This window comes from Nocardia sp. NPDC003269 (assembly GCF_042888005.1).
Classification (GTDB): Bacteria; Actinomycetota; Actinomycetes; order Mycobacteriales; family Mycobacteriaceae; genus Nocardia.
This window is the reverse complement of sequence record NZ_JBIAPA010000001.1, coordinates 575,700-601,114: the sequence shown is the minus strand read 5'-3', so window position 1 is coordinate 601,114 and position 25,415 is coordinate 575,700. Positions and strand designations below refer to the sequence as shown.

Below are 25,415 nucleotides of genomic sequence, written 5' to 3'. Positions count from 1 at the left end.
CCCGGAGGCGGAAGCGGAGTGTGGCCACGCAGGGCCCTCGGGGGTCGGCGCCATCGAACACAGCCGCCGCTACCCCGGAAGGCGGGTACGACGGCCGGGTCAACTAGGATTTCCGAGGTAACCCCCCACACCACATGAGGAGCAACGCGTGGCACGAGTCGTGGTCGAGGTCATGCCGAAGGCCGAGATCCTGGACCCCCAGGGACAGGCCGTGGTCGGCGCGCTCCCGCGTCTGGGATTCGCTGGAATCTCGGATGTGCGGCAGGGCAAGCGATTCGAGCTCGAGGTGGACGAGAGTGTCTCCGACGCCGAGCTCGAGCAGATCGCCGAGGCGCTGCTGGCCAACACGGTGATCGAGGACTGGAAGGTCGTTCGGGTCTCGTGAGCGCACGCATCGGCGTTATTACTTTTCCGGGCACGCTCGATGATGTCGACGCCGCCCGCGCGGTGAAGCTGGCGGGCGCCGAGGCCGTGAGCCTGTGGCACGCCGACGCCGACATCAAGGGCGTCGACGCGGTGATCGTGCCCGGTGGCTTCTCCTACGGCGACTACCTGCGCTGCGGCGCCATCGCCCGGTTCGCGCCGGTGATGGGCGAGGTCGTGCGCGCGGCCGGTCAGGGCCTGCCGGTGCTCGGCATCTGCAACGGCTTCCAGGTGCTGTGCGAGGCCGGGCTGCTGCCGGGCGCGCTGACCCGCAACGAGGGCCTGCACTTCATCTGCCGCGACGAGTGGCTGCAGGTCGAGGCGACGAACACCGCCTGGACCTCCCGCTACGAGCAGGGCGCGCAGATCCTCATCCCGCTGAAGTCGGGCGAGGGCCGCTACCAGGCGTCGCAGCAGGTGCTCGACGAGCTCGAGGGCGAGGGTCGCGTGGTGTTCCGCTACGCGGGCGACAACCCGAACGGCTCGCAGCGCGGCATCGCGGGCATCTCCTCGGCCAACGGCCGGGTCGTCGGCCTGATGCCGCACCCCGAGCACGCCACCGAGGCGCTGACCGGCCCGAGCGACGACGGTCTCGGCATGTTCTTCTCGGTGATCGACAGCCTGATCAACGCCTGAGTTCTCCCGCACCGACGCCCCGGCCTCGCTTCGAGGACCGGGGCGTCGTCCGTTTCAGGGCAGCCGGTCGATGATGTCGAAGTCGACGCCGTCGGTGCGGGCCAGGTGGGCCGGGCCGACGGCCTGGTTGCCGAGGAAGCCGTTGCGGGTGGACGGGCCGTCCAGGACGATGCCGTCGGCGAGCCTGGCCGAGATGGTCGGGACGTCCAGGGTGCCGACGGTGTCGGCCAGCGTGCGCAGCAGGTGGACGGCCTCGTAGGCGGAGTTGCTGAAGGTCGTGAGCGCGGGGGCGAAGGCGCCGTGGTGCTCGCGGTAGCGGGTGCGGCGGTCGCGGCCGTCGGCGGTGTGCTCGTCGACGAAGAAGCTCGACGCGACGAACATGTTGGCATTGGCCGCCGGGCCCGCGCTCAGCAGCACGTTCTCGTCGACGGCCGGACTCAGTCGCGGCATGATCGCGGGCAGGCCGGTCGCGGTGAACTGGCGATTGAAGCGGGCGGTGTCGGCGCCGACCATCAGGATCAGCACCGCGTCGGCGCGCAGCAGGGCCGGGCTGTCGAGGAACACGTGGAAATCGGTGGTGCCGAGCGGCACGTACTGCTCGAGCACGAGGTCGGCCGGTGAGGGCAGCGCGCGGCGCAGCGCGTTGACGGTCTGCCGCGGCCAGATGTAGTCGTTGCCGATCACCGCCCAGCGGCGTACGCCCAGCTCACGGGCCATCCAGGCGACGGCGGGCACGGTCTGGTGATCGGGATGCTCGCCGACAAGCAGGACGCCGGGGCGCTCGTCGGGCAGGCCCTCGTGATCGGTCGCGTAGAGGTAGGGAACCCGGCCGTCGACGGCGTCGGCGACGGCGCGGCGCACGGCGGAGGTGTGCCAGCCGGTGATCGCGCCGACCATTCCGGTCGCCAGGAACGCGTCGACTTCGGCGGCCACCTCGTACGGCGGACGGCCGCCGTCGAGGGTTGTCAGCCGAATTTCCCGGCCCAGAATTCCTGTCCCACTATTGATTTCATCGACAGCCAGGGAAATGGCGGCGGTGCACGACGGTGCGATGATGCCACCGGGGCCCTGAGTGGGCACGATCGAGAGAATCTCGATCGTTTCGTCCCGACTCTCGTCGAACGTGGGCATTCTGTACTCTAACGCCTAGTGCGAACAGGTTTGTTCGAATGAATGTGTCGGCAGGTGGGAATGCAATCGGTGTCCATCATAAGTGGGTGTTCCACGCTGCACGGCGCGCTGCGCTCGGCAGAACGTAACTGGGTGCGCCAGCTGGAATCGGCGTTGTCGGCCGACAATCTCACGGCCGACCACTGGGCGATTCTGTCGCAGTTGTCCACCGACGACGGCATGACCATGTCGGAATTGGCGGCGGCCGCGCGGCTGGCGCCGTCCTCGGCCACCCGGCACGCCGATCATCTCGCCGAGCGCGGGCTGATCTTCCGGGTCGCCGCCACCGACGACCGCCGCCGGATCCTGATCGGGCTCAGTAGTCTCGGGGCGAAGCTGGTCACCAAGATCCGGGCCGAGGAGCAGCTCGCGGAGGAAGAGCTCCGTGCCCGCTTGGGCGCGCGGCGCTACAGCGAGCTGGCCGCCGCGCTGTCCGTCATCGCCGAGCTCTAGCCGGAATTCGCCGGGCGCTGGACGAATCTTCCCCAGGCCCGGTAGCGGTCCCGGGCGATGGTGGGCAGATAGGCCGGGACCAGCGCACCCGGTGTCTGGTCGGCGAAGGCCGACACGTCCCGGCACAGGTGGGCCTGATCGGTGTACCCGCAGGCCGCCGCGACCTCGGCGGCCGGTGTGCCCGCCAGCAGCTCGTCGACCGCGGACCGGAAGCGGACCAGCATGGCCGCCCGCTTGGGGGTCAGGCCGATCTGGGACTCGAACCGCGCCCACAGCCGCTTGTGGCTCCAGCCGAGCGAGGCGGCGAGCGCACCGATCCGCACCTGGCCGCCGGTGCTGAGGATGCGGCTCCAGCCGGCGAGCACCTCCGGGTCGGGCGTTCGCGTCGGCCGATCGCCGTGCGCGAGAAACGATCTGGTGATCGCGAAGCGGTCGTCCCAGGTCGGGGCGGACGCGAGTTGGGCACGCAGCCGCCGGGCTCGCGCGCCCCACAGGTCCTCCAGGTCGACCGCGCCCCGGCCCAGCTCCGCCGGGGACACACCGAGCAGCGAGTACGCCCGCACCGGTGACAGCCGGACCTCGACGCACGCCGCCCGCGCGGCCCGCACCCGCATGGCCTCGATGGGCAGTCCGGCGACGAAGCCGCCGAGGGTCCGGCTGCCGAACGCGTCGTCGACGCGCAGGTCGCGATCCCCGAATCCGATCAGCACGGTGACCGACGCCGCGCCGGCGACGCGCAGATCCAACCCGGCCCCGGCCGCGTCGCGGTAGCCGATGATCCCGGTACCCGGCGTCATCACCGCGGCCGGACCTGCGAATTCCCAGTCACCGTCGGACCGCCGGTCGACATCCACACTGCCCACTCGTCCAGGCTACGGACCCGCGTGGCAGGCGACCCTGGGGCTAGGATCGCGGCTGTGCCTGTATCCCTGACTGCGGCCACGGCGAGTGGCTTGTGCGCGTTCATCGATGCCTCGCCCTCGCCGTTCCACGTGTGCGCGACGGTCGCCGCCGAGCTGGCCGCCAACGGGTTCACGCCGTTGACCGAGGCGCAGGCGTGGGACAGCGCGGGTGGGAAACACTATGTGGTGCGCGGTGGTTCGCTGATCGCGTGGGCCGACTTCGACGCGGCGCCCGCCGACCCGTTCCGGGTGGTCGGCGCGCACACCGACAGCCCGAACCTGCGGGTGAAGCAGCATCCCGACCTGGCGACGGCGGGCTGGCAGCTGGTCGGGCTCGAGCCCTACGGCGGTGCGTGGCTGAACTCCTGGCTGGACCGCGAACTCGGTCTCTCCGGGCGGTTGAGCGTGCGCGACGGCGCGCGGATGAGCGACGTGCTGGTCCGCATCGACGACCCGATCCTGCGGGTGCCGCAGCTGGCGATCCACCTGTCCGAGGACCGGCGCGGGGTGACGCTGGACCCGCAGCGGCACGTGAACGCCATCTGGGGCATCGGCGACGCCCCGGCCTCCTTCCTGGATTTCGTGGCCGACCGCGCCGGCGTCGACGGTGCCGACGTGCTCGGCTGGGAGCTGATGACCCACGATCTCGCGCCGAGCACGCTGGTCGGCCGGGACAACGACCTGGTGAGCGCGCCGCGCCTGGACAACCAGGGCACCTGCTACGCCGGGCTGCAGGCGTTCCTCGCCGCCGTCGACGAGCCGGGCGCCGCGACGCCGGTGCTGGTGATGTTCGACCACGAGGAGGTCGGCAGCCAGTCCGACCGGGGCGCGCAGTCGGACCTGCTGCCCGCGGTGCTCGAGCGCATCGTGCTGGCGCGCGGCGGCGGCCGGGCCGATTACCTGGCCGCGCTGGCCGGTTCGGTGGTCGCCTCCGGTGACATGGCCCACGCGACCCACCCGAACTACCCGGACCGGCACGAGCCCGCGCATCGGATCGAGGTCGGCGGCGGCCCGGTGCTCAAGGTCAACCAGAACCTGCGCTACGCCACCGACGCGGCGGGGGCCGGTGCGTTCGCGCTGGCCTGCGCCCAGGCGGGAGTTCCGTTGCAGCGCTACGTGCATCGCGCGGATCTGCCGTGCGGGTCGACCATCGGGCCGATGACCGCGGCGCGCACCGGCATCTCGACGGTCGACGTCGGCGCACCGCAATTGGCCATGCACTCGTGCCGCGAACTCATGGGCGCTGCCGACGTTCCCGCCTACGCCGCCGCGCTCGCCGCCTTCCTCACCCCGGCTGCCCTGGACTGAGCGAACACCGAAGGACCGCACCGTCGGCGGGGCCACGGGCGGGTCGCGACGTGTCCCCGCGTGGCAGCCTGCCGGTCCGGTGTGAGCCGGGCCGCCGCGCGAATCCCGCCGTCAGGCGGTCGCGAGTTCCGGTGCGGCGGGGGCCTTCTTGGCGGGGTGGTAGGTGATCACGGCGTAGACGATCACCGCGAAGGTGGTCCAGACGTAGGCGCTGCCGATGATCTGCTGCCACCACGCCCAGTCGAGTTCCTTGCCGCCGGAATGCGGCAGCACCCACTGCGGGCCGATGATGAACATCACGGTGAACAGCGCGACCACGGTGGTGAACGCCCGCGAGCGACGCCGGGTGACCTGATCGACGGCGACGACCAGCGCCGGCGCGACCCACACCCAGTGGTGCGACCACGAGACCGGCGACACCAGCAGCACGGCGGCCGCGTTGACCAGCAGCGCCGAGACGTCCTTGCCCGCGCCGATCAGCCGGTACATCCAGATCGCGGCCAGCGCGACCGTGACGGCCGACAGCGCGATCCACAGCCCGGTGGCGACCGACTCGTCCATCCCGAGGCGGAACAGCGTGCCCTTGATCGACTGATTGCCCGCGAAGTACGGGGTGCCGATGCGGCCCGTATCGGTGACGGTGTCGAACCAGTACTCCACCGAATCGGCCGGGAACAGCAGGAAACCGAGCCCGACCGCGCCGACGGCCGACACGACCAGGGTGATCGCGGCCTTCCAGTCCCGCTTCAGCAGGAAGTAGAGCAGGTAGGCCGCGGGGATGAGCTTGATCGAGACCGCGATGCCGATCAGCATGCCGCGCGGCCAGAACGGTTTGCGCACCAGGATGTCGAGGGCGATCGCGGCCATCAGGATCAGGTTGATCTGGCCGAAGTTGAAGGTCTGGCGGACCGGTTCGAGGAATTGGGCCAGGCCGAGACCGGCGATCACCACGGTCAGCACCGCGATCCGGTCGAGCTCGGGACGCACCCGGACCAGGACCAGCCACAGCGCGATCCCCAGGCTCAGCAGCGAGGTCACCAGCACGACGACCTCGGCGACCGGGATCGGCATCAGCGCCAGCGGCACGAAGAACGCCGCGGCCAGCGGGGGATAGGTGAACGGCAGACCCAGCCCGTAGACCGGCGGCATCGGCCCGTACAGATCGCCGCCGTCGAGCCAGACGCGGGCGCCGTTGCGGTAGACCCGCAGGTCGATGTAGCCGTGCCACCAGTGCGCGAGCAGCGCGATCGCGGCCGAGACGACGAACAATCCGATCGCGGCGGCCAGCCAGCGCAGCCGCCGGTCCCGGTCGGTCCGCGCGGGTGGGGGAGCCGACGGTCCGGCCGGAGTGGAACTCGGCACCGCGTCATGCGCGGGAGCAGTCGACTCGACCTGCTCGGCAACCCCCGGACTCTCGTTCACGGCGTCAGACTAACGGGTAGGTAGCGAGGCGAAGCGTAGGTGTGACCAGGCCGGGTGCGAGGTCTGTCACTTGTTCGCAACACAGGCCCTGGGCGGGCGGCTTCCGCGTAGCCAACTAGACTCTGGTGGCAAGTCCCCCGGCCGAAAGGACCCTGGTCTCCCGTGACACTGCAGGTCGACACCGTCGCCACCGCCGTAGCCACCCCGGATGCTCCGCAGCCGTACAAGGAACTCGGTCTCAAAGACGACGAGTACGCCCGCATCAAGGAGATCCTCGGCCGTCGGCCCACCGACGCCGAGCTGGCGATGTACTCCGTGATGTGGAGCGAGCACTGCTCCTACAAGTCCTCCAAGGTGCACCTGCGCTACTTCGGTGAGACGACGACGCCCGAGATGAAGGCCTCGATGCTGGCCGGCATCGGCGAGAACGCCGGTGTGGTCGACATCGGCGACGGCTGGGCCGTCACCTTCAAGGTCGAGAGCCACAACCACCCGTCCTACGTCGAGCCGTACCAGGGCGCGGCCACCGGCGTCGGCGGCATCGTGCGCGACATCATGGCGATGGGCGCGCGCCCGATCGCGGTGATGGACCAGCTGCGCTTCGGCGCGGCGGACGCGGCCGACACCCGTCGCGTGGTCGACGGCGTCGTGCGCGGCATCGGCGGCTACGGCAACTCCCTCGGCCTGCCCAACGTCGGCGGCGAGACCGTCTTCGACGCCTCCTACCAGGGCAACCCGCTGGTGAACGCGCTGTGCGCGGGCGCGATGCGCGTGGAGGACCTGCACCTGGCCTTCGCCTCCGGCGCGGGCAACAAGATCATCCTGTTCGGCGCGCGCACCGGCCTCGACGGCATCGGCGGCGTGTCCGTGCTCGCCTCGGACACCTTCTCCGGCGAGGAGACCGGCACCGGCCGCAAGAAGCTGCCCGCCGTGCAGGTCGGTGACCCGTTCACCGAGAAGGTGCTCATCGAGTGCTGTCTCGACCTGTACAAGGCCGGCCTCGTCGTCGGCATCCAGGACCTCGGCGGCGCCGGGCTGTCCTGCGCCACCTCGGAACTGGCCGCGGCGGGCGACGGCGGCATGCACATCGACCTGACCAAGGTCCCGCTGCGCGCCAAGCACATGACCCCCGCCGAGATCCTGTCGAGCGAGTCGCAGGAGCGCATGTGCGCGGTCGTCACCCCCGAGAACGTGGACGCCTTCATGGCCGTCTGCAAGCGCCACGACGTGCTGGCCACCGTCATCGGTGAGGTCACCGACGGCGACCACCTCGTCATCACCTGGCACGGCGAGACCGTCGTCGACGTGCCGCCGCGCACCGTCGCCCACGAGGGCCCGGTCTACGAGCGCCCGGTGCAGCGTCCCGACACCCAGGACGCGCTGATCGCCGACACCACCGCCACGCTGCCCCGGCCCAAGACGGCCGACGAGCTGCGCGAGACCCTGCTGCAGATGGTCGCCAGCCCGCAGCTGTGCAGCCGCAAGTGGATCACCGAGCAGTACGACCGCTACGTGCGCGGCAACACCGTGCTGGCCGAGCACGCCGACGCCGGCGTGGTGCGCATCGACGAGGAGTCCGGCCGCGGCATCGCCCTGGCCACCGACGCCTCGGGCCGCTACACCAAGCTCGACCCGTACACCGGCGCGCAGCTGGCGCTGGCCGAGGCCTTCCGCAATGTCGCCACCACCGGCGCCACCCCGAAGGCCGTCACCAACTGCCTGAACTTCGGTTCGCCGGAGGACCCGGGCGTGATGTGGCAGTTCCAGCAGGCCGTGCGCGGTCTCGCGGACGGCTGTGCGGCCCTGGGCATTCCGGTGACCGGCGGCAACGTCAGCTTCTACAACCAGACCGGCAAGGACGCCATCCTGCCCACCCCGGTGGTCGGCGTGCTCGGCGTGATCGACGACGTGCACCGCCGCATCCCGACCGGCCTCGGCCTGGAGCCGGGCGAGTCGCTGATCCTGCTCGGCGACACCCACGACGAGCTGGACGGCTCGATCTGGTCGCAGGTCGTGCACGATCACCTCGGCGGCGTGCCGCCCAAGGTCGACTTCGCCCGCGAGCAGCTGCTCTCGGAGGTGCTCACCTCGGGCTCGCGTGACGGCATGATCTCCGCCGCGCACGACCTGTCCGAGGGTGGCCTGGCGCAGACCGTCGTCGAGGCCGCGCTGGCAGGCGAGACCGGCTGCCGCATCGTGCTGCCCGAGGGAACGGATGCGTTCGTGCAGCTGTTCTCCGAGTCGGCCGGGCGCGTGCTCGTCGCGGTGCCGCGCTCGGAGGAGACCCGCTTCACCAAGATGTGCGACGCGCGGCAGCTGCCGTGGGTGCGCATCGGCGTGGTGGACCAGGGCTCGGATTCGATCGAGGTGCAGGGCCAGTTCTCGGTGACACTCGCCGAATTGCGCGAGGCGTTCGAGGGCACGCTGCCTAAGCTGTTCGGAGCGCACACCGCCTGAAACGTCGGATGAGGAGTCGAGCTTGACCACAGAGGACACGAGCTCGACTCCCACTCCGGCCGCGCCCGACACTCCGGCCGCGCCCGACACTCCGGCCGCGCCTGATACGGCTGTGCCCGACAAGACGACCGCGCCGGACAATCTGGTCCTGCGCGGAATCCATCTGGTCGAGCGGTTCTTCCACCCGAACTACACCGGCCTCGTCGTGGCCACGATCTTCTTCTGCTGGTCGCTGACACCGTCGCTGCTGCCGCGTGACTGGTTCTTCCAGGGCCTGGTCAGCGGCATCAACGCGACCATCGGCTACGGCATCGGCTCGGCCCTGGCCTGGGCCTGGGGCAAGTGGGTGCGGCCCAGGATCACCCTGCCCGCCCGGGTCGCCGAGCTCTGGGCGCAGCGCCCGAGCTGGACGTCGATCGCGGTGAAGTCCGTGATCGTGCTGGCCTGCCTGATCGTCTCGATCGCGCTGAGCGTCCAGTCCGCGCACTGGCAGCATCAGATCACCGACCTGATGGCGATGGAACCGATCTCCGACTCCGGCTATCCGCGCACCGTGCTGGTCGGCGCGGTGGTCGTCGGCCTGCTGATCTGGCTTTCGCGCGGCGTGGTCCGGCTGGTGCGGTTCGTGGCGCGCGGCCTGAACCAGTGGGTCCGGATCCCGGCCTCGTTCGCGCGGCCGCTCGGTGTGGTCATCGTGATCATCGCCGCCGTGCTGCTGTTCAACGGCGTGCTCGCGAAAGGCTTCTTCACCGTGGCGAATTCGGCGTTCAGCGCCCGCAACAGCCACACCTCCCCGCACGCGATCCAGCCGACGCTGCCCGAACGCTCCGGCAGCCCCGAGTCGTTGGCGAAGTGGGACACCCTCGGCTCGGAGGGCCGGTGGTTCGTGTCCAACGCGCCGACCGCGCTGGCCATCGGGGAGGTCACCGGAAAGCCGGCGCGCGAACCGATCCGGGTGTACGCGGGGCTGGAATCGGCCGACGGCTTCGAGGCGCAGACCGATCTGGCCGTCGCCGAACTCGACCGGACGAAGGCCTTCGAACGGGAAGTGCTGGTGGTGATCAGCACGACCGGCACCGGCTGGGTCGACTCGACCAGCGCCGAGTCGATCGAGCTGATGTACAACGGCGACAGCGCCCTGGTGGCGACGCAGTACTCGTATCTGCCCAGCGCCCTGTCGTTCCTGTCCGACCGCGACAAGTCGATGACCATGGGGCGGCTACTGTTCGACAAGGTGTACGAACGCTGGTCGGCGCTGCCCGCGGACGCCAGGCCCAAGCTGCTGGTCTACGGCGAGAGCCTCGGTTCGCAGGGCTCCGAGGGCGCGTTCTCCGGCCTGGCCGACATCCGCAACCGCACCGACGGTGTGCTCTGGGTGGGTCCGCCCAACTCGAACCGGCTGTGGTCGGAATTCGTGCGCAGGCGTGATCCGGGCACCGAGGAGATCACCCCGATCTTCGCGGACGGGCTCTCGGTGCGCTTCGCCGCGAGCGCCGATCAGCTGGGCAGTCCATCGGACAACTGGACCGACCCGCGCATCGTCTACCTGCAGCACGCGTCCGACCCGGTGGTGTGGTGGTCACCGGATCTGCTGTTCTCCGAGCCGGACTGGCTGCGCGAGAAGCGCGGACCGGATGTGTCCCCGGCGATGTCGTGGTATCCGATCGTCACGTTCTGGCAGGTCGCGGCGGATCTGCCCCGCGCGCAGACGGTGTCCAACGGGCACGGCCACAACTACGGCAACGTGGTGCCCGATGCGTGGGCCGCGGTGGCCGAACCACCGGACTACACACCGGAACTGGCGGAGCGGATCAAGGCGTATCTGGTCGAGTCTGCCGCCACCGAGCATCAGCTGAAGTAACCGGGCCGGGCAGCACCGAACCCCTCGATCGGGGCTGCCCGGACCCGGCTACGACACCGATCGGAACGGATTGTGCTCGGCGATCAGCTGTTCCAGCCGCGCCTCGTCGATCCGGCCGATCAGGGACTGGGCCTCCTGCTGGTCGCGCACGACCTTGGCGAGGGTGAAGCAACTGGTGACGAGGAACAGCCCCGACATCGCGAGGAAGCCGCGCTGCCAGGCGTCCAGCGGCAGGTAGGCGATCCCGGCGCCGGTGCCGATCAGGCTGACGCCGAACGCGATCGCGGCCTGGACCATGTACGCCGAGGTGTTCTTCGGCTTGGCATTGGGTGTGCTCATGTCCATCAGTGTGCTGACCGGGGGATTCTCGCGGGCGCGTGAAACTACTCGAGTGCGATGGGTAGTTGCCGGACCCGGCCGGGAGTGACCGACCCGCCATCCACAACGGCCCGCCGGGCGAAACCGGCCAGCCATACTGGTCTGGTGTCCGCGACAGGCTCGACCCTCGTGACGCTGCGTGCGCGCGGCGCCCGGCTGCTGCGCCGGGTCGAGGACGTCGTCGACCTCAACTACCCCGGCCTGGTCCTGGCGACGCTGTTCTTCGCGCTGTCGGTGACGCCGTCGCTGGTCCCGCGCGACTGGCTGTTCCAGGGCCTGATCAGCGGGATCAACGCGGCGATCGGGTACGGGCTCGGCTGTGTGCTCGAGTGGCTCTTCCGGCGCTGGGTGCGCGCGCGGATCCCGATTCCGAGCCCGTCGGACCGGCTGCGCTACGCGATCAAGGCGACCGTGCTTGTCGTCTGCGCGCTGGTCGCGGCGGTGATGCTGGTGCAGTCGGCGCGCTGGCAGCGCGAGATCACCTCGCTGATGGGGATGACGGGCACGACGACGCCCGCCTACCTGCGGACCGGGCTGCTCAGCGTGGCCGTCGGGGTCGCGGTCGTCGCCGTCTACCGGACGCTGCGGATCCTGGTGCTGGTGCTGGCGCGCCAGCTCAACCGCTGGGTGCGGGTGCCGCGCGAGCTCGCGCCCGCCGCGGGCGCGCTGGTGCTGGTGGTCTTCGCGGTGACGGTGTTCAACGGTGTCGCCTCGCGGGCGTTCTTCGCGGTCGCCAACTCCGCGTTCAGCGTGCGCAACGACCACACCTCCGACTACGCGCTCCAGCCGGCGAAACCGGAGCGCTCGGGTAGCCCGGAATCGCTCGCGCCGTGGCAGACCCTCGGGTTCGAGGGCCGCTGGTTCGTCGCCAACGGGCCGAGCGCCGACGACATCACCGAGGTGACGGGAAAGACCGCGCGCGAACCGATTCGGGCCTACGTCGGGCTGGAATCGGTGACCGGCGAGCAGACCGCCGCGCAGCTGGCCGTCGCCGAGCTCGAGCGGACCGGCGCGTTCGACCGTGAGGCCATGGTGGTGGTCACCACCACCGGGACCGGCTGGGTCAACGCGACGGCGGCGGGCGCGGTGGAGTACCTGTACGGGGGCGATACGGCCATCGTCGCCACGCAGTACTCGTATCTGCCCAGCGTGCTGTCGTTCCTGTCGGACCGGGAGAAGGCGGCCGCGGCGGGCAGGGAGCTGTTCGACGCGGTGTATGAGCGGTGGCTGGCGCAGCCGCCGGAGCATCGGCCGAAGCTGTTCGTCTACGGGGAGAGCCTGGGGTCGCAGGGCTCGGAGGAGGCGTTCGGCGGGCTCGGTGACCTGCGGGAGAAGGTCGACGGGGCGCTGTGGGTGGGGCCGCCGAATTCGAATCGGCTGTGGCGGCAGTTCGTCGACCGGCGCGACCCCGGTTCGCCCGCGGTGGCGCCGATGTACGCGGACGGGCTCGTCGTCCGATTCGCCGATGACGCGGTCGATCTCGGTCCCGCCGCGACCTGGCGCGAACCCCGCATCGCGTATCTCCAGCACCCGTCCGACCCGATCGTGTGGTGGTCGGCCGATCTGATCCTCACCCAGCCGGACTGGCTCAGCGAGCCGCGCGGACCGGATGTGTCCACCCAGATGCGGTGGGCGCCGTTCGTGACGTTCTGGCAGGTCACCGCGGATCTCACCAATGCCCAAGGGGTTTCGGACGGGCACGGGCACCGCTACGGGAGTCTGGTGCTGGACGGGTGGCTGGCGGTCGGGGCGCCGCCGGGGGTGAGCCCGGAGGTCGTCGAGAGCATCCGTGCCGCACTGGAATCGGCGGACGAGTACGAGCGGGCCGTCAAGTGAGCCGGGTCGCGTCGGCGCTCACGTACCGCGCGCCTCGCGGTGGGCGGTGCCGCCGGTGGGCTGTGGCGGGCGCGGATCGCGGGTGCGAGGGGCGGTCGTGAGGCTCGGCGGAGTACGCGCCCTCGGTCTGCGCGAGCGGGCGCGGGTGGGTTTCGCGCTGAGTCTGCCACCGCTGTGGAGCAATTGGCTGCTGCCCGCGTCGCGCCTTCGGCTGCGTGGCCGCACCGTGGCGAACCTCGGCTTCGCGGCGAGCTACGCGATGGTGTTCGGGGGGAGGCCGAACTGGTCGTCGGCCAAGGGATTTCGCTGGGGCCTGGGTGGTGCCGCGCTGGTGTTCGCCGGTTACGGTGTGGCCCTGGCGGTTCCGGCGCTGCGGAAGCTGCCGCTCGAAGTGGCCGAGCGAGTGCCCGAGACGTCAACGCTCGAATGGATCGCCCTGCACATCCCCGTCGGCACCGTGCTGGCCGAGGAGGCGATGTTCCGCGGCACCCTCGACCCACTGCTCGACGAGACCACCGAACCACGCGCCGCGGCCCTGGCGGGAGCGCTGGATTTCGGGCTGTGCCACATCCGCCTCGCCCAGGCCACCGGCGAATCGGTGCCAGGAACCGTCGCCCTCACCACCCTCGCCGGTCTGGTTTTCAGCGCGCTGCGCAGACACACCGACAGCGCGACCGCCCCCGCGCTGCTACACCTGGCGATCAACGCCGGGGGAGCGGTGCTTCCCCTGGTGGCCCAACGAATCGAACTCAGGTCGGGTCGCGGGGCCTGACCGCCGTCGTTTCCCGGTCAGGAATTCGTCGTCGCGTGCTGGTCAGGCCGTGGCGACGAAGCCTGCTACGGCGTCGGTGAAGGCGTCGTTGTCGTCGCCGGCGGCGGTGTGGGCGGCGGCGGTGATCTCGGCCAGGCGGGCGTGCGGGGCCAGGGCGAGGAAGGCGGCGGCGCCCTCGTCGCTGACCACGTCGGACTTGCCGCCGCGGACCAGCAGGACCGGGATGGTGAGGGCCTCGGCGGCGGCTTCCATGTCGTCGATGCGGGCCTGCGGGTTGTCCTCGAGGCCGGTGAGCAGGTCCGGGTCCCAGTGCCAGTACCAGCGGCCCTCGCGCTGGCGCAGGTTGCGCAGCAGGCCGTCGGCGTTGTCGGGGCGCGGGCGGTGCGGGAGATAGGCGGCGACCGCGTCGGCGACCTGGTCGAGGGTGTCGAAGCCGTCGCGGTGCCTGCCGAGGAAGTCCATGACGCGTTCCACGCCGGCGGATTCCGAGCGCGGCACGATGTCGACCAGCACCAGCGCGCGGATGGCGGCGCCGCCGGGCGCGGCGGTGGCGAGCAGGCCGGTGATGCCGCCCATGCTGGCGCCGACGACGACCGCGCCGTTGCCGGGGGTGGCGCCGAGCTGGTCGAGCACGGTGAGCAGGTCGCCGACCATGGCGTCGCGGGTGTAGTCGCGGGTGGGCGACCAGTCGCTGTCGCCGTGGCCGCGGGCGTCCACCGCGACGACGTGCATGCCCGCCGCGGCCAGGGCGCGGCCGGTGCGCTTCCACGAGTGCCGGTTCTGGCCGCCGCCGTGCAGCATCACGACCAGCGGGCCGCCCGGGGTGCCGAAGCTGTCGGCCACCAGGGTCAGCTCGTCGGAGCTGCGCAACCGCAGGGTCGTCGGTTCGGTCGGCTCGGTGGAGCTCGGCATGACACCTCCTGAACGTGGTTCACTGTGCTGAACGTTGTTCAGAATGTAGCGTGAGGCCCCGATCGAAGGGAAGTGGGGACCAGTGGCCGAATCGAGCCGGGCGGGGCGTCGCGACGAGATCGCCGAGGCCAAGCGCGCGATCATCCTGCGCGCGGCCAGGACGATCTTCGAGGAAGACGGCGTCGACGCGGCCAATATCCGGGCCATCGCCACCGCCGCCGGCTACACCCCCGGCGCGCTCTACGCCTACTTCCCGAGCAAGGAGCACATCTACGCCGCCCTGCTCGGCGAATCGCTGGCCCGGCTCTCGGCCGAGGTGGCGGCGGTGACCGTCCTCGACGACCCCGCCGCCCGGTTCCGGGCTGCGGGCCTGGCCTTCTTCGACTTCTACGACGGCAACCCCCGCGACCTGGACCTGGGCTTCTATCTCTTCCGCGGCGGCATCCGCCCGCACGGCCTCGGCGCCGAACTGGACGCCGGTCTCAACGCGGCCATGCTGAGCGGCCTCGGTCCGATCGTCTCGGCGGCGGTGGAACTCGGCGCCACCGAGGAGCGCGCCCGCGTCATCACCGCCGACGTCCTGGCGCACCTGTCCGGCCTGCTCCTGCTCGCCCACACCAAGCGCCTCGCCCTGCTCGGCGGGGCCGACGCCCGCGCGATGATGGTCGAGTACCTCGACCTGCGCATCGATGCCCTCCGCGCCGGACGCGGCTGACCCGTCGCACCCCCTTCGGTAGCGTTCCCGGGATGGCTGGACGGAAGACGGTGGAGCCCGCGCAGGTGCGGGCGGCGGTGCTCGCGGTGGCGGACTGGCTGCGGTCGGCGGCTGCGGCGGCGCCGGAGCGGTCCCAGGTGGCCGCGGCGGTGCGGGGCACGGCCAGGGCACTGGCGGCGGACGCGCCGGGACACTCGGTGGAGGTCCGGGTGCCACCGTTCGTCGCCGTGCAGTGCATCGAGGGTCCACGGCACACCAGGGGAACCCCACCGAACGTCGTCGAGACCGACCCGCGAACCTGGTTGCTGCTGGCCACGGGCCTGCTGGAATTCGACGACGCGGTGGCATCCGGTGCGCTGTCGGTCTCGGGACTGCGCGCGGCCGAGATCGCCGGATGGCTGCCGATCGTCCCACTGGCGGAGTGAGCCGCCGGTCGCGCACCTCGTCGTCCCGCGCACGCCATCTCGCCCGCGGTTACCGGCACTGACCTGCGCTGTTCCGGCGTTCCTCGACTACTTGCCCGGAGTCGCGAAGAACCCACACAATGGCTGTAGGAGTGCCAGGCTTCGAATCCTGGGCCTGCCCGCTCTGCTCAGCGGCACCGCCGGATGCTGGGCGACAACAAGCGGTCCCCTTGCGCGGGAGGAGCCGGATGGCGTCGAACGAGCGAACGATGTTGCGGGTCGTGCGGACCGATGCCAGGGAGTGGGCGGGCGAGCACGCCGAGGAACTCGCGAACGAGAAGTTCCCCAAATTCATCAGGGCCGATCGGGTGGTGGACCAGTACATGAGCAGAGTGCTGGAATTCTTCCCTGAACTCAGCCTGATGCTGCTGGACGAGCAGGAGGTGCCTGTCGCGTCGGGCTCGGGAGTGCCGATCCGATGGGACGGGCGGACAGCCACGCTCCCCACCGGGTACACCCAGGCTCTCGTCCAGGCCGTCGAGGGCCACGAGCGGGGCGTGCCGCCGGACACCCTGGTGATCTGCGGCGCTGTCGTCGTTCCGTCGCTGCGGGGGCGCGGATACGCGGGCCAGGCGCTGATGGCCCTGCGGCGGGTCGCCGAGGCGGCCGGGCTCAGCCGGGTGATCGTGCCGGTCCGTCCGACGACGAAGGCCTTCTACCCACTCACGCCGATCGAGAGCTTCATGACGTGGCGCCGCGACGATGGAACGGCGTTCGATCCCTGGGTCCGCACCCATGAGCGGTTGGGCGCGAAAATCCTCACCGCTGCCCCCGCCTCGCAGACGATGACGGGCACGGTGTCCGAATGGGAACGCTGGACCCGCCTGCCGCTGCCGGAGTCCGGTGACTACGTGATCCGGGGCGGACTGAGCGTGCTGCGCGTCGACCGCTCCGCCGATCAGGGCGTGTACCACGAACCCAACATCTGGATGCGACACGTCTGAGGCCGGACGGGGTCAGGCGGCGGTTTCCTTCTTGCCGACCATGTTCTCCCGGTGCAGTCCCTTGAAGTCGTAGTACTTGGTGATCGACACGCCGCCGACCAGCGCCAGGAACAGTCCGAGCAGCGACATCCAGATCCCCCGGCCCAGTCCCGCGGTGTAGTCGGATTCGAAGTACAGGATCGAGCGCATGCCCAGGTACACCTGATGCATCGGCTCGAACTCGGCCAGCCAGGCGATGTAGGTCGGGACCGCCTGGATCGGGACGGTGCCGCTCGACGAGGGCAGGCCGAGGATCACGAACACGGCCAGGTTGATCAGCAGGCCCGCGGTGCCGAAGGCGGCGAGCGAGGCCATGCAGGTCATCCCGACCGCGATCAGCGCGAGTATCGAGAACAGCAGCAGCTGCGTCGGCTGGTCACCGGCCACGCCGAGGACCTTCGCCACCGCCAGGTAGAGCAGCGAGACCACGACGGCGACGACGACCATCACGCCCCACTTGATCAGCAGGGTGTGGAACCGGGAGATCGGCGTCGGCGGATAGTGCACGTACCAGGGGCCGTACTCGGTGGGCTGGAAACCCAGCTGGGCATCGACCATCGTATGGATGACCATCGCGCCGACCACGCCCGCCATCAGGATCAGCAGCGCGTAGAAGAAGGCGGTCAGGCCGAGTCCCGAGCCCGCGCGCAGCGGTCGCCAGTCCTGCTCGACGACCTGGATCGGCTGGGCCAGGGTCAGCTGGGCGGCGCCGGAGATCTCGGGTGCCGGTGCGCCCGCCGGCGTCGCGGCGATGGTGTCGCGGACCCGCGTGGTCAGCTGCTGCCCGACCTGTTCGTTCACCTCGGCCATCGCCTGCGCGCCGATGCGGGTCACGATGCCCGCGGAGTACGGGCCCATGCCGGGGTTGGTCTGCACGGTGATGATCGGGCGCTCGATCTCGCCGCCGACCACGCTGCCGACCCCGAGAATTCCCAGCCGTTTGCTGAAGTCGCTGGGGATGATGATGGCGCCGTAGATCTGGGCGGTGCGCATCAGCCGTTCGGACTCGCTGATCCCGACCACGCGCAGGTCGACCTGATCGGCGGGAACACCGGCGACCAGTCCGTCGGCCACCTGCTTGCCGAAGTTGACCTGCTCGGTCCGCCCGCCGACGTCGATGGTGTCACCGACATCCTGGTTGACCAGGACGATCGGGAAATCGTGCAGGTTGCCCTCCGGATCGGCGATGTAGGCCAGGTACATGATGCCGAGCAGGGACAGCACGACCGCGAGAACGGTGGTCGGCGCCACGATGATCCTGACCCACTGCCGGGGGGAGATCCGGACTGTGGCCGATGTCGCATCGGTCCGCGGTGATGTCCCGGAATCCCCCGGTTCCGAATCGGTGTTGACCGTAGGGGAATCAGCGGGTTCGTGCGCACTGCCATCGGTGGTCACGATCGGCACGGTAGCAGCTGTGCCTCCCGGAATCCGTGTGATCGCCCGCGGTCGATTGCGCGAGGTTTGCGCCGCGGTGTACGTCGCGGTGCGAATCACCCGTAGAATGACGGGTGCCCCCAGCCCGCCCGAACAGGGAGCAAACGGTGAATGACCCCCTAGAGCCCGAGAACGAGCCCCGTGAGGAGTGCGGCGTCTTCGGCGTCTGGGCTCCCGATGAGGACGTCGCCAAGCTCACCTACTACGGCCTGTACGCCCTGCAGCATCGCGGGCAGGAGGCGGCCGGTATCGCCGTCTCCGACGGCTCCCAGATCCTGGTCTTCAAGGATCTCGGCCTGGTCTCCCAGGTCTTCGACGAGCAGACCCTCGGCGCGATGCCGGGGCATATCGCCGTCGGTCACTGTCGCTACTCCACCACCGGTGGCGTCACCTGGGAGAACGCACAGCCGATCTTCCGCACCACCGCCGTCGGCTCCGGCCTGGCGCTGGGGCACAACGGCAACCTGGTCAACACCGCCGAACTGGCCGGTCGCGCGCGCGAACTCGGCCTGATCGGGGCGGGCGTCATCGACGGCCGCCCGCAGATGACCGGCGCGACCTCCGATTCCGATATCGTCACCGCGCTGCTGGCGCACGCCGCCGCCGACTCGTCCATCGAGCAGGCCGCGATGGAGCTGCTGCCGCAGCTGCGCGGCGCGTTCTGCCTGACCTTCATGGACGAGCACACCCTCTACGCCGCGCGTGACCCGCACGGCGTGCGCCCGCTGGTGCTGGGCAGGCTCGACCGCGGCTGGGTGGTCGCCTCCGAGACCGCCGCGCTCGACATCGTCGGCGCCGCGTTCGTCCGCGAGATCGAGCCGGGCGAACTGCTGGCCATCGACTCCGACGGCGTGCGCTCCATGCGCTTCGCCAACCCCGAGCCCAAGGGCTGCGTCTTCGAGTACGTGTACCTGGCCCGTCCCGACACCACCATCGCCGGGCGCTCGGTGCACTCCACCCGCGTGGAGATCGGCCGCAAGCTGGCCAAGGAGCACCCGATCGAGGCCGATCTGGTGATCCCGGTGCCCGAGTCGGGCACGCCCGCCGCGGTCGGCTACGCCCAGGGTTCCGGCATCCCCTACGGCCAGGGCCTGATGAAGAACGCCTACGTGGGCCGCACCTTCATCCAGCCGAGCCAGACCATCCGTCAGCTGGGTATCCGGCTCAAGCTGAACCCGCTGCGCGAGGTGATCCGCGGCAAGCGGCTCATCGTCGTCGACGACTCGATCGTGCGCGGCAACACCCAGCGCGCGCTGATCCGCATGCTGCGGGAGGCGGGGGCGCTGGAGATCCACGTCCGCATCGCCTCGCCGCCGGTGAAGTGGCCCTGCTTCTACGGCATCGACTTCGCCTCGCGCGCGGAGCTGATCGCCAACGGCACGGGCGCCGACGACAGCTACGCCGACATGGTGGAGAACGTGCGCCGTTCGATCGGCGCCGACAGCCTCGGCTACATCTCCACCGAGGGCATGATCGCCGCCACCGAGCAGCCGGCCACCCGGCTGTGCACCGCCTGCTTCACCGGCGACTACCCGATCCCGCTGCCGCAGGAAGCGGCCATCGGCAAGAACGTCCTCGAGGGCATGCTCTCGGGGCAGCCGGAGTCGAAGCTGCTGGGCGAGAACGTGAATGTCGACGCGCTGAGCAGGCCGTAGCGCCGCAACGCTTTTCAGGAGGGGCCGGTCAGGATAAACCTGATCGGCCCCTTTTGCGCTGTGTACGTGAATATTTCCGGTAACCGATAATTACGTAAGATTAGTTCATAACATCCCCGCAATTTTTCGCCCGATTTGAAACTGGGCGGTAATGGTTCGCCTGTACGGTCCCCCGATATATCGCTGGCTCACCGTGTGGTCGCCGCTCCCGTGATCCGGGCGCGGCGGCGACGTGGCGTTCGAGAATGGGACCTGATGTTGAACAGTGCATTGAGCGCTCGCAAGAATCGCGCGAAACAAGTTGCCGCAGTTGGTGTCGCGGCGGTGGTCGCGGCCGCGCTGGCGGGTTGCGGTTCGGGGCGCACCGATGAGGCGGGGTCCGGGGCGGGGCTGGTCGTCGGCACGACGGACAAGATCTTCTCGCTCGACCCGGCGGCCGCCTACGACAACGGCTCGCTGCTGGTGGAGAACCAGATCTATTCGTATCTGCTGAATTTCGCGCCCGGCGACACCACGCCCAAACCCGACGCGGCGGAGAAGTGCGAGTTCAGCACGCCCACCGTGTACACCTGCAAGATCAAATCCGGGCTGAAATTCGCCAGCGGAAATCCGTTGACCGCCAAGAGCGTCAAGTTCTCCTTCGACCGGATGCTGAAGATCAACGATCCGCACGGTCCCGCATCGCTGCTCGGTAATCTCGACAAGACCGATGTGGTCGACGATCTCACCGTCGCGTTCACGCTCAAGGTCGCCAACGACCAGACCTTCCCGACGATCCTGCCGACCCAGGCGGGCCCGATCGTCGACGAGAAGGTGTTCCCGGCCGACAAGGTCGCCACCGACGACGAGGTCGTCGCGGGCAAGGGCTATTCCGGGCCGTACACGATCACCAGCTACGACAAGAACAAGCTGGTCGAGTACAAGGCCAACCCGGACTACCAGGGCATCCTCGGCACGCCGAAGAACTCCACGGTCTCGACCAAGTACTACGCCACCTCCGACAACCTCAAGCTGGACCTGCAGAACGGCGCCATCGACGTCGGCTACCGCTCGTTCACGCCCACCGACATCGATTCCCTGCGTGCCGATTCCAAGGTGAAGGTCACCGACGGGCCGGGCGGCGAGCTGCGCTACATCGTGTTCAACATGAACACCATGCCGGGCAACACCCCCGAGCAGAAGCTGGCAGTGCGCAAGGCGTTCGCGTCCTCGGTGGACCGTGAGGCGCTGGCCTCGGCGGTGTACAAGAACACCTATCAGCCCGCGTACGGCTATGTGCCGCAGGGCATGACGGGTGCGGCCGAGCCGCTCAAGCAGCTCTACGGCGCCAAGCCGGACAAGACGGCGGCGGCGAAGTTCCTGGCCGACGCGGGCGTGGCCACCCCGGTGACGCTGAACCTGCAGTACAACCCGGACCACTACGGCTCCAGCTCGTCCGAGGAGTACGCCGCGGTGAAGTCGCAGCTCGAGGCGTCGGGCCTGTTCAAGGTGAACCTGCAGTCCACCGAATGGGTGACCTACCAGAAGGAACGGGCCTCCGACGGCTACCCGATGTATCAGTTCGGCTGGTTCCCGGACTTCCCGGACGCCGACAACTACCTCTCGCCGTTCTTCGGCCCGAACAACTTCCTGCAGTCGCACTTCGAGAACCCCGGCATCAACGCCCAGCTGACCGCCGAGACCACCGAATCCGATCCGGCCAAGCGGGTTGAGCTGCTGCAGAAGATCCAGACCGACCTGGCGCAGAACTTCCTGCCCACGCTCCCACTGCTGTCGGGTAAGCAGGTCGCGGTGTCCAAGCCCGGCGTCTCGGGAGTCGATCAGACCCTCGACGGCTCCTTCAAGTTCCGGTTCACGGTACTGAGCAAGTGAGTGACGTACCCGCCGCGCCCGGATTGCTGATCCGGGCGCGGCGTTTCGGGTGGACGCGCGGCGGGGGTTCCCGCCAGGTGGCGCTGCTGCGGTACCTGCTGATCCGGCTGCTGCTGATTCTGCCGACCGCGTGGTTGCTGGTGACGGTGGTGTTCTTCCTGATGCGGGTGATCGGCGACCCGATCAGCGCGGCCATGGGTGGCCGGCTGACCCAGGACCAGATCGAGCAGCGCAAGGAGGCGGCCGGCCTCAATCGTCCGATCCTGACCCAGTATTGGGAGTACCTCACCGGCTTCCTGCACGGTGACTTCGGGCGGACGCAGGACAACCAGGCCATCGGCGAGGTGGTGATCACCTACGGCGCCGCCACGTTCGAGCTGGTCTTCTGGGGTCTGCTCGTGGCGTTCGCCGTGGGCGTGCCGCTGGGCAGATATGCCGCGACACACCGGGATTCGACCTCGGACGCGGTGCTGCGGTTCTCGGCGGTGCTGGCGTACGCGGCGCCGGTGTTCTTCGTCGGCATGCTGCTCAAGCTGATCTTCTCGGTGTGGCTCGGCTGGTTCCCGGTCGGCGGGCGGGCGAGTACCGATGTGGAACTCGCGCTGCAGCACGTCTCGCCGAAGACGAACATCCTGATCATCGATTCGATCCTGTACGGCGAACCGTCCTATGTGCTCGATGTGCTCGAGCACGCGGTCCTGCCCGCCGTGGCCCTCGGCCTGCTCACCGGCGGCATCTTCCTGCGGCTGGTGCGGGTGAACCTGATCCAGACGCTGCGCAGCGACTACGTGGAGGCGGCCAAGGCGCGCGGACTGTCCCAGCGCGTGGTCACCGGCAGGCACGCGGTGCGCAACGCGCTGATCCCGATCATCACGGTGATGGGCATGTGCATCGCGATGATGCTCGGCGGCGCGGTGCTCACCGAGACCACCTTCGAATGGAAGGGCCTGGGCTATCAGCTCGCCGAGTATCTGCGGGCGCGGGACTTCATCGCGGTGCAGGGCATCGTCGCGTTCATCGCGCTGGTGGTCGCGGTGATGAGCTTCGTCGTCGACGCCATCGTCGCGCTGATCGACCCGAGGGTGAGGTTCTGATGAGCACCGCAACGGTGAAGCGGCGCCGGATACCGGGCGCCGGGCTGCTGTCGATGACCGCTGGGCTGCAACGGATCACGCTCGTCACGGGGCTGGTGCTGGTCGCGGGCTTCGTGTTCGTCGCGGTGTTCGCGCCACTGCTCGCGCCCTACGGGCTGGCCCAGAACAGCGCCGACGGTGTCGCTTTCGTGCCGCAGCAGGGGCCGTCGGCCGAGCACTGGTTCGGTACCTCGGTGCGCAGCGAGGACGTGTTCAGCCGGGTGCTGTTCGGCGCGCGCACCGCGCTGCTGGTGATCGTGATCGCGGTGGTGCTCTCGCTGCTGGTCGGCGTGCCGCTCGGGCTGCTGTCCGGCTTCGTCGGGCGCTGGGTCGACCGGGTGCTGGTGCTGGTCATGGACGCCATCTACGCGTTCCCGTCGCTGCTGCTGGCCATCGTGGTGTCGATCGTCGTCGCTGGCGGCACGTCGAGCAGTCTCGGCGGCATGCTGTCGGCGGCCATCGCGATCACGGTCGTCTATGTGCCGCAGTACTTCCGGGTCGTGCGCAACGCGACGGTGGCGGTGAAGACCGAGCCGTTCGTGGACGCGGCGCGGGTCACCGGCGCCTCGACGGCGCGGATCATGTTCCGGCACATCCTGTCCAACGTCACCGGCTCGCTGCCGGTGATCATCACGATCAACGCCGCCGACGCCATCCTCACGCTGGCCGCGCTCGGTTTCCTCGGCTTCGGCATCGAGCCGACCCAGGCCGCCGAATGGGGCTACGACCTGAACAAGGCGCTCAACGACGTGTCCAACGGGATCTGGTGGACCTCGATCTTCCCCGGCACCGCGATCGTGCTCGTCGTCCTCGGGATGACGCTGGTCGGGGAGAGCATCGACGAGACGCTGAACCCGCTGCTGCGCACCCGGCGGGCGGTCACCACGGTGGACGAGAAGGAGACGACCGATGACTGAGACGGCGATCCGCACCCCGGCGCTGTCGGTGTCGGGGCTGTCGGTGACCTTCGCCACCGACAGCGGGCCGGTCGCGGCCGTGCGGGAGGTGTCCTACGAGGTGTTCCCCGGCGAGGTGCTCGCCATCGTCGGCGAGTCCGGGTCGGGCAAGTCGGTGAGCTCGCGCACGGCGATCGGGCTGCTGCCGCACACCGCGCAGGTGCGCGGGCTGGTCACCCTGGGTGACCGCGCGGTGACCTCGATGACCGAGAAACAGCTGACCGCGCTGCGCGGCGGCGAGGTCTCGATGGTGTTCCAGGAGCCGGCCCGCGCGCTCGACCCGCTGTTCACCGCGGGCTTCCAGATCTGCGAAGCCCTGCGCGCGCACAGCGGGATGGGCCGCAAGGACGCCAGGGCCAAGGCGATCGAACTGTTGCGCACGGTCGGGCTGCCCGATCCGGAGCACCGGGTCGACTACTACCCGCACCAGCTCTCCGGCGGGCAGAAGCAGCGGGTGATGATCGCCATCGCCATCGCGTGCGAGCCCAAGGTGATCATCGCCGACGAGCCGACCACCGCGCTCGACGTCACCGTGCAGGCCGAGATCCTGGAACTGCTGCGCGACCTGCGCGACCGGCTGGGCAGCGCGATCGTGCTGATCACCCACAACATGGGCGTGGTGGCAGACCTGGCCGACCGGGTGGTGGTGATGCGGGCGGGCGAGGTCGTCGAGCAGGCGCCGGTGCACGAGCTGTTCGCGAGCCCGCAGGCGGAGTACACCAGGGCGCTGCTGGCCGCCGTCCCGCATCTGGGGGCGGCGACCAGCGCGCGGCCCGCCATCGACCCCGACGCCGAGCCGGTGCTCGCGGTGCACGATCTGGTGGTCCAGTTTCCCGGGCCGTTCGGGCGGCCGGCGTTCCGGGCCGTCGACGGGGTCAGCCTGCGGATCCGGCCGGGGGAGACGCTGGGGCTGGTGGGGGAGTCGGGGTCGGGCAAGTCGACCATCGGCCGGTGCGTCGCGGCACTCCAGCGGCCCACCTCGGGGCGGGTGCTGATCCGTGGGCAGGACATCGCGGAGCTGTCCCAGCGCAAGCTGCGGCCCATCCGGCGGCGCTTCGGGTTCGTCTTCCAGGACCCGGCTGGCTCGCTCAATCCGCGCCTGACCATCGGCGAGTGCGTGGCCGAGCCGATGGTGGTGCACCGCACCGGCAACCGGGACGCCGTCCGGGCCAGGGTCAGGAAGCTGCTCGACGACGTCCAGCTCCCCGCGGGCACCGAGCAGCGGTACCCACACGAGTTGTCCGGCGGGCAGCGGCAGCGGGCCAGTCTGGCCAGGGCGCTGGTGCTCGATCCCGACCTGCTGGTGGCCGATGAGCCGACCAGCGCGCTCGACGTCTCGGTGCAGGCGGCGGTGCTCGAGCTGTTCGCGCAGCTGCAACGTGAGTGCGGCTGGGCCTGCCTGTTCATCAGCCACGACCTCACCGTCGTCGACCAGCTCGCCGATCGGATCATGGTGCTGCGCGAGGGATCCTGCGTCGAGGAAGGCGACAACGAACAGATCCTGCGCCACCCGAACCACGAGTACACCCGCCGCCTGGTCGCCGCGGTCCCCGTCCCCGACCCCGTGCGGCAGCGCGGGCGCCGGGCTGAGATCGCCGCCACTTTCGCCACGGAGCTGGAACAATGAGTTAGGAGCCGCCAGCGGGCTGAACCGGCGGATCACTTAGAGT

Annotated in this window: 22 protein-coding genes; 16 read left to right on the top strand and 6 right to left on the bottom strand. The window is 69.8% G+C overall.

Translation table 11 applies throughout. The annotated features are described in order from the left end of the window. The first annotated feature begins 148 nt into the window (after positions 1-148). The gene (gene purS / locus ACFYWJ_RS02605) at positions 149-385 is read left to right on the top strand and encodes a phosphoribosylformylglycinamidine synthase subunit PurS (protein WP_022565847.1); all 237 of its coding nucleotides are present in this window, start codon (positions 149-151) and stop codon (positions 383-385) included. Then, positions 382-1,059, top strand: coding sequence for a phosphoribosylformylglycinamidine synthase subunit PurQ (gene purQ, locus ACFYWJ_RS02600; RefSeq protein WP_355270938.1), 678 nt, complete (start codon positions 382-384; stop codon positions 1,057-1,059). The genes purS and purQ overlap by 4 nt, the downstream gene beginning before the upstream one ends. A gap of 54 nt (positions 1,060-1,113) precedes the next feature. Here the strand turns inward: purQ and ACFYWJ_RS02595 are convergent, their stop codons facing one another. Continuing rightward, entirely contained in the window at positions 1,114-2,190 is a 1,077-nt protein-coding gene (locus ACFYWJ_RS02595) for a substrate-binding domain-containing protein (protein ID WP_355270940.1), read from the bottom strand. A 60-nt stretch (positions 2,191-2,250) separates the two neighbouring features. Between ACFYWJ_RS02595 and ACFYWJ_RS02590 the strand changes: the two genes are divergently transcribed. After that, positions 2,251-2,682, top strand: a complete 432-nt coding sequence (locus tag ACFYWJ_RS02590; RefSeq protein ID WP_355270942.1) for a MarR family transcriptional regulator — start codon at positions 2,251-2,253, stop codon at positions 2,680-2,682. Here the strand turns inward: ACFYWJ_RS02590 and ACFYWJ_RS02585 are convergent. Next, positions 2,679-3,545, bottom strand: coding sequence for a helix-turn-helix domain-containing protein (locus tag ACFYWJ_RS02585; protein ID WP_355270944.1), 867 nt, complete (start codon positions 3,543-3,545; stop codon positions 2,679-2,681). The two genes, ACFYWJ_RS02590 and ACFYWJ_RS02585, sit on opposite strands and share 4 nt — an antisense overlap. A gap of 54 nt (positions 3,546-3,599) precedes the next feature. Here ACFYWJ_RS02585 and ACFYWJ_RS02580 point away from each other — a divergent pair, with 54 nt between their 5' ends. Next, positions 3,600-4,892 (top strand): M18 family aminopeptidase, encoded by a 1,293-nt coding sequence (locus ACFYWJ_RS02580; RefSeq protein ID WP_355270946.1) that lies wholly within the window; start codon positions 3,600-3,602, stop codon positions 4,890-4,892. 111 nt (positions 4,893-5,003) lie between these two features. Here the strand turns inward: ACFYWJ_RS02580 and ACFYWJ_RS02575 are convergent, their stop codons facing one another. Then, positions 5,004-6,314 carry a glycosyltransferase 87 family protein gene (locus ACFYWJ_RS02575; protein WP_355270948.1) on the bottom strand — a complete coding sequence of 437 codons (1,311 nt, stop codon included), beginning with the start codon at positions 6,312-6,314 and terminating at the stop codon, positions 5,004-5,006. A gap of 162 nt (positions 6,315-6,476) precedes the next feature. On the opposite strand from ACFYWJ_RS02575, the gene purL reads away from it, so the two are divergent. After that, positions 6,477-8,771 (top strand): phosphoribosylformylglycinamidine synthase subunit PurL, encoded by a 2,295-nt coding sequence (gene purL, locus ACFYWJ_RS02570; RefSeq protein ID WP_355270950.1) that lies wholly within the window; start codon positions 6,477-6,479, stop codon positions 8,769-8,771. Between the two features lie 22 nt (positions 8,772-8,793). Beyond that, the gene (locus ACFYWJ_RS02565) at positions 8,794-10,632 is read left to right on the top strand and encodes an alpha/beta-hydrolase family protein (protein WP_355270952.1); all 1,839 of its coding nucleotides are present in this window, start codon (positions 8,794-8,796) and stop codon (positions 10,630-10,632) included. A gap of 48 nt (positions 10,633-10,680) precedes the next feature. Here the strand turns inward: ACFYWJ_RS02565 and ACFYWJ_RS02560 are convergent, their stop codons facing one another. Further along, on the bottom strand, positions 10,681-10,971 hold the full coding sequence (locus ACFYWJ_RS02560; RefSeq protein ID WP_019044829.1) for a YiaA/YiaB family inner membrane protein: 291 nt from the start codon (positions 10,969-10,971) through the stop codon (positions 10,681-10,683). A 141-nt stretch (positions 10,972-11,112) separates the two neighbouring features. Between ACFYWJ_RS02560 and ACFYWJ_RS02555 the strand changes: the two genes are divergently transcribed. Together ACFYWJ_RS02555 and ACFYWJ_RS02550 are read left to right on the top strand one after the other, a co-directional pair. Then, the gene (locus ACFYWJ_RS02555) at positions 11,113-12,846 is read left to right on the top strand and encodes an alpha/beta hydrolase (RefSeq protein ID WP_387161391.1); all 1,734 of its coding nucleotides are present in this window, start codon (positions 11,113-11,115) and stop codon (positions 12,844-12,846) included. A 97-nt stretch (positions 12,847-12,943) separates the two neighbouring features. After that, entirely contained in the window at positions 12,944-13,618 is a 675-nt protein-coding gene (locus tag ACFYWJ_RS02550) for a type II CAAX endopeptidase family protein (protein WP_355270954.1), read from the top strand. A 42-nt stretch (positions 13,619-13,660) separates the two neighbouring features. On the opposite strand, the gene ACFYWJ_RS02545 is transcribed toward ACFYWJ_RS02550, so the two are convergent. Then, entirely contained in the window at positions 13,661-14,530 is an 870-nt protein-coding gene (locus tag ACFYWJ_RS02545; RefSeq protein ID WP_355270955.1) for an alpha/beta hydrolase, read from the bottom strand. A gap of 82 nt (positions 14,531-14,612) precedes the next feature. On the opposite strand from ACFYWJ_RS02545, the gene ACFYWJ_RS02540 reads away from it, so the two are divergent. The 3 genes from ACFYWJ_RS02540 (at position 14,613) to ACFYWJ_RS02530 (ending at position 16,653) form a co-directional block, all read left to right on the top strand. After that, the gene (locus ACFYWJ_RS02540; protein ID WP_355270957.1) at positions 14,613-15,245 is read left to right on the top strand and encodes a helix-turn-helix domain-containing protein; all 633 of its coding nucleotides are present in this window, start codon (positions 14,613-14,615) and stop codon (positions 15,243-15,245) included. 32 nt (positions 15,246-15,277) lie between these two features. Further along, on the top strand, positions 15,278-15,670 hold the full coding sequence (locus tag ACFYWJ_RS02535) for a sterol carrier family protein (RefSeq protein WP_355270959.1): 393 nt from the start codon (positions 15,278-15,280) through the stop codon (positions 15,668-15,670). Positions 15,671-15,897: 227 nt separating this feature from the next. Next, a complete protein-coding gene (locus tag ACFYWJ_RS02530) occupies positions 15,898-16,653 on the top strand; it encodes a GNAT family N-acetyltransferase (RefSeq protein ID WP_355270961.1) in 756 nt (251 codons plus the stop codon). A gap of 12 nt (positions 16,654-16,665) precedes the next feature. Here ACFYWJ_RS02530 and ACFYWJ_RS02525 read toward each other — a convergent pair whose 3' ends face one another. Next, entirely contained in the window at positions 16,666-17,943 is a 1,278-nt protein-coding gene (locus tag ACFYWJ_RS02525) for a DUF3533 domain-containing protein (RefSeq protein WP_355270963.1), read from the bottom strand. A 293-nt stretch (positions 17,944-18,236) separates the two neighbouring features. Between ACFYWJ_RS02525 and purF the strand changes: the two genes are divergently transcribed. The 5 genes from purF (at position 18,237) to ACFYWJ_RS02500 (ending at position 25,372) form a co-directional block, all read left to right on the top strand. Beyond that, a complete protein-coding gene (purF, locus tag ACFYWJ_RS02520) occupies positions 18,237-19,784 on the top strand; it encodes an amidophosphoribosyltransferase (RefSeq protein WP_355270965.1) in 1,548 nt (515 codons plus the stop codon). Between the two features lie 255 nt (positions 19,785-20,039). Further along, a complete protein-coding gene (locus tag ACFYWJ_RS02515; RefSeq protein WP_355270967.1) occupies positions 20,040-21,656 on the top strand; it encodes an ABC transporter substrate-binding protein in 1,617 nt (538 codons plus the stop codon). Between the two features lie 83 nt (positions 21,657-21,739). After that, on the top strand, positions 21,740-22,750 hold the full coding sequence (locus ACFYWJ_RS02510) for an ABC transporter permease (RefSeq protein ID WP_387161389.1): 1,011 nt from the start codon (positions 21,740-21,742) through the stop codon (positions 22,748-22,750). Further along, positions 22,750-23,706 (top strand): ABC transporter permease, encoded by a 957-nt coding sequence (locus ACFYWJ_RS02505; protein ID WP_355270969.1) that lies wholly within the window; start codon positions 22,750-22,752, stop codon positions 23,704-23,706. The genes ACFYWJ_RS02510 and ACFYWJ_RS02505 overlap by 1 nt, the downstream gene beginning before the upstream one ends. Then, on the top strand, positions 23,699-25,372 hold the full coding sequence (locus ACFYWJ_RS02500) for an ABC transporter ATP-binding protein (RefSeq protein ID WP_355270970.1): 1,674 nt from the start codon (positions 23,699-23,701) through the stop codon (positions 25,370-25,372). Before ACFYWJ_RS02505 ends, ACFYWJ_RS02500 begins: the two co-directional genes overlap by 8 nt. The last annotated feature ends 43 nt before the right edge of the window (positions 25,373-25,415 follow it).